Annotated in this window: 8 protein-coding genes; 5 read left to right on the top strand and 3 right to left on the bottom strand. The window is 64.8% G+C overall.

The genetic code is table 11. The features are described from left to right. The first annotated feature begins 500 nt into the window (after window positions 1–500). The 4 genes from KAY22_RS07980 (at window position 501) to KAY22_RS07965 (ending at window position 4064) form a co-directional block, all read left to right on the top strand. The gene (locus KAY22_RS07980) at window positions 501–1325 is read left to right on the top strand and encodes a flagellin (protein ID WP_296622000.1); all 825 of its coding nucleotides are present in this window, start codon (window positions 501–503) and stop codon (window positions 1323–1325) included. Window positions 1326–1742: 417 nt separating this feature from the next. Then, window positions 1743–2567 carry a flagellin gene (locus tag KAY22_RS07975; RefSeq protein WP_296621997.1) on the top strand — a complete coding sequence of 275 codons (825 nt, stop codon included), beginning with the start codon at window positions 1743–1745 and terminating at the stop codon, window positions 2565–2567. 109 nt (window positions 2568–2676) lie between these two features. Beyond that, a complete protein-coding gene (locus KAY22_RS07970) occupies window positions 2677–3564 on the top strand; it encodes a hypothetical protein (protein ID WP_296621995.1) in 888 nt (295 codons plus the stop codon). A gap of 71 nt (window positions 3565–3635) precedes the next feature. Next, the gene (locus tag KAY22_RS07965; protein WP_296621993.1) at window positions 3636–4064 is read left to right on the top strand and encodes a heme-binding protein; all 429 of its coding nucleotides are present in this window, start codon (window positions 3636–3638) and stop codon (window positions 4062–4064) included. A gap of 30 nt (window positions 4065–4094) precedes the next feature. Here the strand turns inward: KAY22_RS07965 and KAY22_RS07960 are convergent, their stop codons facing one another. The 3 genes from KAY22_RS07960 to flhA are packed head-to-tail and all read right to left on the bottom strand — an operon-like array spanning window position 4095 to window position 7817. After that, complete coding sequence (locus KAY22_RS07960; RefSeq protein ID WP_296622002.1) at window positions 4095–4799, bottom strand: FliA/WhiG family RNA polymerase sigma factor; 705 nt, start codon at window positions 4797–4799, stop codon at window positions 4095–4097. 16 nt (window positions 4800–4815) lie between these two features. Further along, window positions 4816–5673, bottom strand: coding sequence for an AAA family ATPase (locus tag KAY22_RS07955; RefSeq protein WP_296621992.1), 858 nt, complete (start codon window positions 5671–5673; stop codon window positions 4816–4818). Continuing rightward, complete coding sequence (gene flhA, locus KAY22_RS07950) at window positions 5670–7817, bottom strand: flagellar biosynthesis protein FlhA (protein WP_296621991.1); 2148 nt, start codon at window positions 7815–7817, stop codon at window positions 5670–5672. The genes KAY22_RS07955 and flhA overlap by 4 nt, the downstream gene beginning before the upstream one ends. A gap of 293 nt (window positions 7818–8110) precedes the next feature. On the opposite strand from flhA, the gene KAY22_RS07945 reads away from it, so the two are divergent. Beyond that, window positions 8111–8422 carry a hypothetical protein gene (locus KAY22_RS07945; RefSeq protein ID WP_296621989.1) on the top strand — a complete coding sequence of 104 codons (312 nt, stop codon included), beginning with the start codon at window positions 8111–8113 and terminating at the stop codon, window positions 8420–8422. Window positions 8423–8433 lie beyond the last annotated feature (11 nt).

Below are 8433 nucleotides of genomic sequence, written 5' to 3'. Positions count from 1 at the left end.
GTTCATCGTCGCCGTCCTTCGTCGGATCTAGCGTGCCAGCCACACCAGTTCCTTGAGGACGATGATTACCGCTGAATTAACTACGAAAGTCTTAATAGACTGCGCGCACCCGCGTACGGGCCGGCGCGCGGCCGCGCCCACGCCCCTGTGCTCACGCGTAAGGGGCTGTATAAACGGCTGATATATATTGATAATATATCGAGCCTGAACCGGCATAAGCCTTTGGTCTAGTGCGGCAAGAAATTGCCGCAGGGCTGCCGGACGATCTGGGCCGCTCACGCACTCATCTGGCGCCGGCAGATCTCCGGGACAGGGCTTAAGTTGGGAAAGCCAAAAAATATATCGTGTAAAAACAGGTATATAGAGTGATTTTAGGGTAAAAATCGAGCGTGGTGAACTTTCCTGGTTAAAGCGGGGGTAAGCACGGCCGTTAATGGGATCGAGGCGAGAACGGCCAGCACCGGATCATCGCCCCTTTGACCAGGATAAGGACTGATCCAATGACCGTCATCAACACCAACATCTCTTCGCTTCGTGCTCAGAACGCCGGTCGCATGGCCGCTCAGATGCAGGCTACCGCGATGGAGCGGCTGTCGAGCGGCAAGCGCATCAACTCGGCCAAGGACGACGCAGCCGGTCTCGCCATCGCTTCCTCGATGACCTCTTCGATCCGCGGCATGAGCGTCGCCATCCGCAACGCGAACGACGGCATCTCGCTGGCGCAGACCGCCGAAGGTGCGCTCGGCGAAGTGAACAACATGCTGCAGCGTGTCCGCGAACTCGCCGTGCAGGCCTCGAACGGCACCTACCAGTCGGGTGACCGCGACAACATCCAGACCGAAGTGGCCGCGCTCCAGTCGCAGATCACCGACGTCATCACCAAGACCAAGTTCAACGGCAACACGCTGTTCTCGGCAACCTCGACGGCGACCAGCTTCTCGATCCAGACCGGCGTCAACTCGGGCGATACCACCTCGATCTCGGTCGGTGGTCTCGACAAGGTCGCTGCTGCCTATGTCAGCACGGTCAAGGTCGATACTGCCTCCAACGCCGGCTCGACGATCACCGCAGCCGACGCGGCACTGGCACAGATCAACACCGTCCGGGCCAGCCTCGGTGCAAGCCAGAACCGCCTCGAGGCCAGCGTCAACGTCCTGACCGCGAACGTCAACAACCTCTCCGAAGCCCGCTCGCGGATCGAGGACACGGACTTCTCGGTGGAATCTGCGGCGCTCGCCAAATCGCAGATCCTCTCGCAGGCTTCGACGGCGATGCTGGCCCAGGCCAACCAGAGCCAGCAGAACGTGCTCAGCCTGCTCAAGTAACAGCTTCCTTTCAGTTGCTGGCCGAGGCGCCCCCCGTTGCGAAAGCAACGGGGGGCGCTTTGGCGTTCAGCTCGTCCGGATGACGGTCGGATGAGCGGCGCCGTGCCGCAAGCCGGCCAGCCGCCATCTTCTCGGGCCTATGTGCCGGGTTAATCTTCGTCTAACCACAAGTCCGTCCGGCATGCGTTCGGCGAGTGTCCGATATAAAAGTGACGTATATATTGTCGTTTTATCTCGGCTGCCGGAATAGCGGCCTTTATAATCTCTGCATAATCCACGCTTAATCAGAAAAATTAGGGTTAATCCTGCTTAACCATCTTTGTTCCTTAAGCATGGTTTCGAAGCGTCGTTACTCCGATCGTGGCGAGGACGGTGCAGTAGACCGGCACGCCGAGTAGTAGCGGAAGGATTAACTCAATGGCTGTCATCAACACCAACTCTTCGTCTCTGCGGGCGCAGAACGCGGGCCGCCTGGCGCAGCAGCAGCAGGCAACCGCCATGGACCGTCTGTCGAGCGGCAAGCGTATCAACACCGCCCGCGACGATGCCGCCGGCATGGCGATCGCTTCGTCGATGACGTCGACGATCCGCGGCATGAGCGTTGCGATCCGCAACGCGAATGACGGCATCTCGCTGGCCCAGACGGCCGAAGGTGCGCTGGGCGAAGTCAGCAACATGCTGCAGCGCGTTCGCGAACTGTCTGTCCAGGCGTCGAACGGCACCTACCAGTCGAGCGACCGTGACAATCTGCAGACCGAAGTCGCGGCGCTTCAGTCGCAGATCACCGATGTCGTCACCAAGACCAAGTTCAACGGCAACACGCTGTTCTCCGCCACTTCGACGGCGACCAGCTTCTCGATCCAGACCGGCGTCAATTCGGGCGATACCACCGCGATCTCGATCGGCGGTCTCGACAAGGTCGCCGCTGCCTATGTCAGCACGGTCAAGGTCGACACCGCCTCCAATGCGTCTTCGGCGATCACCACGGCCGACGCCGCGCTGACCCAGGTCAACACGGTCCGCGCCGGCATCGGTGCGATCCAGAGCCGTCTCGATGCAGCGGTCAACGTCCTGACGGCGAACGTCAACAACATGTCTGAGGCCCGCTCGCGGATCGAGGACACCGACTTCTCGACGGAATCGGCAGCGCTCGCCAAGTCGCAGATCTTGCAGCAGGCCTCCACCGCGATGCTCGCCCAGGCGAACCAGAGCGGGCAGAGCGTTCTCAGCCTCCTGCGTTAAGTTCGGGACGGCCTAAACACCTCTGGCCGTCTCAGCGGGCCCCCGGCGCATTTTTCCCCGCGCCGGGGGCCTTCTTCTTTCCTAGGTTATCGCCACGGGACATCGAACGATGGACGCCACTTCCTCTTCCAGCGACAACGGCTTCGACGCGGCGCTCAAGGCGCTCGAGGATCTGGAAACCAGCATAAGCCAGGGACAGGAAGAGGCTGCGAGCACTGCCGCGCCGGTCGACCTGGGCGATATCGATCTGGATCAGCTGGTGGCGGAAAGCATGGCATCGGCCGCAGCTACGGCCGTCGTCGCCGAACCGGCGCCTGCGTCTTTTGCGACGTCCGTGGCGGCGCCTGTCGACGCCGCCCCAGTTCCGGGGCCGAGCTTCGTTCCACCCGCACTGGTTGTTGCTCCGGGCATCGCCTTCGCGGAGGAGGAGGAGCGCGCGCCTACCATGGCCGTCGACGCCTTGCCCGATATCGACGCGCTGGTGACCCAGCTGCCCCCGATCGCGCCAACGGCGACGGCGACAGCGCCTGCCGTCGGCGAAGCCGAGCCTGCTCCGAAGGCCCGCAAGGATGCCAGAGCGGGATTGTGGACCAAGCTGGCGATCGGCCTCGGCCTGCTTTCGAGCGTCGTATCGGCAACCGGGTTGATCATCGCCGAGCGGGTGGTGTCATCTGCGAGCCTCGTCGTGGCCGACGCGCGCGAGCGGCAACAGCAGCTGGAGCAGGCCAACAAGCTGATCGCCGACCTGCAGCTCGTCCGCGACAAGCAGATCGAACTGCTCAAGGCGCAGCAGGCGCAGCTGGCCAGCGCTCCCGTGACCAGCGAGGAACTGCAGCACCGGATGGACGCGCTTCAGGCCGGTCTGATCCAGCGCGATCCGGTTCGCGAGTTCGTTCAGGCAGTCCGCGAGAGCCAGATGGCGACCAACAGCCGCTTCCAGGAAGTCGGCATGAAACTCGATCGGATCGAGGCGGTGGCGACGCGGCAAGCGCATTGAGCTGCCGGCTGGACGGCATCGCCTGCCGGGGCTAGTTCGGCCCGCGAACAGTTCTCCGATGGAGTTGCCCGATGAGCCGGATTTCTCTCGAACAAGCCAGCAATATCCTTGCCGGCGCGATGGCGAAGGGGAGCGAACTCGGCTTGAAACCGCTCAGTGTCGCGGTGCTCGATGCAGGCGGCCATCTGATCAGCTTCGCGCGCGCCGACGGGGCGTCGAACATGCGGGCGCAGATCGCGATCGGCAAGGCGGCTGGCGCGCTGGCGCTCGGGGTGTCGTCGCGGATCGTCGGAACGATGGCGGTCGAACGGCCGACATTCGTCGCCAGCCTGGCGTCGATGGCGCCGCAGGGAATGGTGCCGGCTGCAGGCGGCGTGATCGTGGTCAACGAGGCCGGGCTGGCGATCGGCGCGGTCGGCGTGACCGGCGATACGTCCGACAATGACGAACTCGCCGCGCTGGCGGGAATCGAGGCGGCCGGGCTCAACGCCCAGGGCTGACGGTCAGAGCCCTTCGCCCGGCGCCGAGGGTCAGCGCCACTCGCGGAGCGAGGAACGCAACTTGTCGAGCGCGGCCTTCTTGATCTGGCACACGCGGGCAGCACCGATGCCCAGCGTCTGCCCGATTTCCTCGAGGTTCATTTCCTCGACGAAATAGAGCTGCAGGACGCGGGCCTCACGCTCCGGCAGAGCCGATATATGTTCGGTCAGGGCGGCCGCGAGTTCATCGCGCTCGATCGATTGGTCGACGCGCTCCTCGACATCGGCGAACCACATCGACTGGTCCGAATAGACCTCGTCGATCGTCTCATGATAGGTCGCGGCGGTCTCGTCGATCAGCGCGCGCAGCGACGCGCCGTCCAAGCCCATCGCCTGGGCCAGTTCGGACTCGCTGGGGCTGCGGCCATGGCTTTTTTCGAAATCGGCCTTGGCCTTGAGCATCTCGCGCCGTTTGACCATCGCCGAGCGGCTCATCGACGCATGACGGCGAAGATGATCGATCATCGCCCCGCGAACACGCATCGACGCATAGGTCGAGAAGGCGTGGCCTCGATCTTCATAGCCGTTGGCGGCCTCGACCAGGGCGATCATCCCGATCTGGATCAGATCCTCCACGTCAATCGCCGAGGAGACCCGGCCATGGACGTGCCAGGCGATCTTGCGAACGAGCTGCATGTGGGACCGTACAAGGTCCTCCTGGCGCGCCTTCTTGGGAACGCGCCCATAGACTTGCATCTCGTTGATGGCAGGTTCAGCCCCCACGAAGCACGGCCTCCATCCCGAAGAAACTGTCGCCCCCGGCCAGTGCGGGGATATCGAGCGTGTCGATCGTGCGCGACAGATGGACCATCGCCTGCGATGCGCGGGCGTGTGGATATTGATCGACGACGAGGCGGCGGCGAGCGGCGGCGGTCAGCACGCGTTCGTCGGTCGGAATGCCGCCGAGGTAGCTCAGCGTCGTGCGATCTAGGAAACGGCCGGCGACAGCGCGGAAGCGGCGGAACAGTTCGCGGCCCATCGCCTCGTCGGTGATGCGGTTGGTGACGATGGCGATGTCGCGCACGCCATGGTCGGTCGCGAGCAGCTTGACCGTGCCATAGGCATCCATGAACCGATCCGAGTCCGGCGCGAGAACGACGATCGGCAGATCCGCCGATGCGATCATGTCGAGCGTGTCGGGATCGGCGCTGCCCGGGGTGTCGACGATCACGAAGTCGAGCGAGCGGCGGTGCGGGCGGAAAGCGTCGGCGAGCTTGAGGCGCGCCGCGAGATCGACGCGGCCGGCACGATCGGTCGGCCCGGCTGGAACGACGAAAAGCGCTTCAGGGCCGTCGACGACGATCTCGTCGATCGTCAGGCGCCCGCCGATGACATCGTCGATCGATTCGCGCGGATTGAAACCCATTGTGCGGGTCGCGTCGGTCGGGCCGGGATCGCAGTCGACCAGCATCGCGCGGCGGTGCATCTTCGACAGCGACAAGGCGAGGTTCGCCGCGATCGTGGTTTTGCCGACACCGCTGCGGCCGCAGGCGATGCTGATCACCCGGGCGCTGCGCGCATGCGCGGCGGAGCCGGGGAGGTCCGACACTCGGGGCCAGGTGAAGCTCATTCGGCCGTCTCCATGGGCCGGGCGCTGAGCGCTCCGGCACTGCTGTTGTTAGTGGGTCCGCCGCCGACCACCGCGGCAACCTCGACCGCCTTGCCGTCCGGGATTTCCAGGAAGGACATGACGGGGGTCTCGGGCAGATGGGGCTTCAGAAGCCTGGCCAGCGCGCGGCGCGCGATGGGGGAGGTGACGATGGCGAAACGGATGGCGCCGTTGACGAGCGGCTGCGCCGCCTCCGACACTGCGCCGACAATCCGGTTGGCGAGTGCCGGTTCGAACGGGTGCGTCGCACCCGGCGAAGTCCGCACGGCCTGCGCCAGCAGCGACTCCAGGCCGGCATCGAGAGTGATGACCGGCAGCGGCATCTTCACCGGGACGAGCGTCTGGACGATCAGCGCACCGATACGCGAACGGATGTTCTCGACCAGCGCGATGCCGTCGTTCGACTGGCCGGCGGCGTCCACCATCGCCTCGGCGATACGGCGGAAGTCGCGCAGCGGCACGCCTTCGGCCAGCAGCGCGCGGCAGGCGGCAGCTATCTGGGAGAGGTTCAGCGGCTGCGGGGTCAGACCGGCTACGAGCTGGGGCGCCGACTCCTTCAGCGTGTCGAGCAGATGCTGGGCCTCATCCATGCCGAACAGATCAGCACAGGTCGCCATGATCATCTGGTTGAGATGGGTGGCGATGACGGTGGCGGGGTCGACGACGGTATAGCCCGCGACGATCGCCTCGCTGCGCTTGTCGGGAGCGATCCAGACCGCCTCGAGCCCGAAGCTGGGATCGCGGCATTCGCGACCGTCGACGCGGCCGTCGAGATCGCCGCTGTCGAGCGCGAGCAGCTGGTCGGGATAGCATTCGTCCTCGCCGACGATCACGCCGGCAACGGTGATGCGGTAGGTGTTGGGCGGCAGGTTGAGATTGTCGCGCACGCGGACGAGCGGCACGACGAAGCCGAGTTCGCGTGAAAGCTGCCGGCGGATGCCGGTGATCCGGCTCATCAGCGGAGCCCCCTTGCGCTCGTCGACCAGGCCGACGAGGCCATAGCCCATTTCGAGGCCGAGCGCGGAGCCGTCCGAAATCTCGCTCCAGTCGATGCTGTTCGGAGCGAGCGGGGCGGGGGCCTTGGCCGCTTCGGCGACGGCGGTCTCGCGGGCTTCCTGGACCTTCTTCGCCTTGGAGAGCTTCCAGGCGACAAAGCCTGCGAGACCGGCAGCGGCGAGCAGCATGAAATGCGGCATGCCGGGCACGACGCCCAGGATGGTCAGGATCGCGGCGACCGGCGCCCAGGCGCGGGCAGAACCGAACTGGCTGGTGATCTGGCCCGAAAGGTCGAGCGGCGAGGACACGCGGGTGACGATCGCAGCGGCGGCGATCGAGAGCAGCAGCGCCGGCACCTGCGCGACGAGCGCGTCGCCGATCGCGAGGATGATATAGGTCGAGGCGGCGTCCGACAGGGAAAGCCCATGGCTCAGCGTGCCGAGGATCAGGCCGCCCAATATGTTGATCACGAGGATCAGCACGCCCGCGACCGCGTCACCCTTCACGAACTTCGACGCACCGTCCATCGAGCCGTAGAAGTCGGCTTCGGTGGCGACTTCCTGGCGGCGCAGCTTGGCTTCTTCGGGGGTCAGCAGGCCGGCGTTGAGGTCCGCGTCGATCGCCATCTGCTTGCCGGGCATCGCGTCGAGGGTGAAGCGGGCCGACACTTCGGACACGCGGCCGGCGCCCTTGGTGATGACGACCAGGTTGATCACCATCAGGATGCCGAACACGAACAGGCCCACGGCATAGTCGCCGCCGATCAGGAAGTTGCCGAAGCTCTCGATGACATGGCCGGCGGCGGCGGGACCGTTATGACCGTCGACGAGGACGACGCGGGTCGACGCGACGTTGAGCGACAGGCGGAACAGCGTCGCGAACAGAAGGACCGTCGGGAAAGCGGAGAAATCGAGCGGCTTGGCGGCGTTGAGCGCCACCATGAGCACCGCGAGCGAGATCATGATATTGGCGATGAAGCCAACGTCGAGGACGAAGGCCGGAACCGGAATGACCATCAGGCCGACGAGCATGAGCGTCGCCATGGGCAGGATCGCGTTGCGGCCTGTCATCGCCCACAGCTTGCGCGTCATCGGAGTGGCGCCCGCCATGACTCAGCGGTTCCCGGCGCGGACTCGGCGCCCGGTGCTGGGGATGTCGGCGGTTTTCTTGTCGTTCGCCATGGGACTCTCGATCGCCTTCGCGGGAATGCAGGGCGATCAGTGCGGCCAACATGGTTAATTTAGCGTTAGGGAGGATTACCCCGGCGGGCTTTTGCTCCGCGATAGGTGCTGTCCGTAGCGGCACCGGATATCGAAGACCGATTCTCGGGCGCGATGGGCCTGCATTAACTTAATTATAAAGCTTTGCGCCCATAGCCGGGGCAGCAAAATCCGAGAACCCGATGTCCGAATCGATCAAAAGAAGCGAAACTTCGGTTGTCGCTCTGGTCCTGCAAAGCATCGCGGTCGTGGCCGGGGTGGCGGTGCTCGCACTGTCCCCGCCGGCGTCCGGCCCGGTGCTTGTGGTGCCGCTGGGCAGTGCGTCGCCCTTGATCTGGCTGGGACGTAGTGACGATGTCCGCATCGTCGGCCTTGGCCGGCTGGCGGGGTCGATCATGGTTCTGGGGGAACGGGACAGGCTGCTACCCGTGGCATTGCGCCACGGGGCGATATTGCTGCCTGCCCTGCCGGATCTTTGCGAGCAACGCAGATAGCCCGGGAAACA

This window comes from Rhizorhabdus sp., assembly GCF_018006725.1.
Lineage (GTDB): Bacteria > Pseudomonadota > Alphaproteobacteria > Sphingomonadales > Sphingomonadaceae > Rhizorhabdus.
The sequence above is the reverse complement of the archived record's forward strand: the minus strand, read 5'-3'. Positions and strand labels throughout refer to the sequence as shown.

Excerpts from the sequence above, each read along its gene's own strand:
- KAY22_RS07975 (WP_296621997.1), top strand. The coding sequence starts at position 1,743 with ATGGCTGTCATCAACACCAACTCTTCGTCTCTGCGGGCGCAGAACGCG.
- KAY22_RS07960 (WP_296622002.1), bottom strand. The coding sequence starts at position 4,799 with ATGCAAGTCTATGGGCGCGTTCCCAAGAAGGCGCGCCAGGAGGACCTT.
- flhA (WP_296621991.1), bottom strand. The coding sequence starts at position 7,817 with ATGGCGGGCGCCACTCCGATGACGCGCAAGCTGTGGGCGATGACAGGC.
- KAY22_RS07965 (WP_296621993.1), top strand. The coding sequence starts at position 3,636 with ATGAGCCGGATTTCTCTCGAACAAGCCAGCAATATCCTTGCCGGCGCG.
- KAY22_RS07980 (WP_296622000.1), top strand. The coding sequence starts at position 501 with ATGACCGTCATCAACACCAACATCTCTTCGCTTCGTGCTCAGAACGCC.
- KAY22_RS07970 (WP_296621995.1), top strand. The coding sequence starts at position 2,677 with ATGGACGCCACTTCCTCTTCCAGCGACAACGGCTTCGACGCGGCGCTC.
- KAY22_RS07955 (WP_296621992.1), bottom strand. The coding sequence starts at position 5,673 with ATGAGCTTCACCTGGCCCCGAGTGTCGGACCTCCCCGGCTCCGCCGCG.
- KAY22_RS07945 (WP_296621989.1), top strand. The coding sequence starts at position 8,111 with ATGTCCGAATCGATCAAAAGAAGCGAAACTTCGGTTGTCGCTCTGGTC.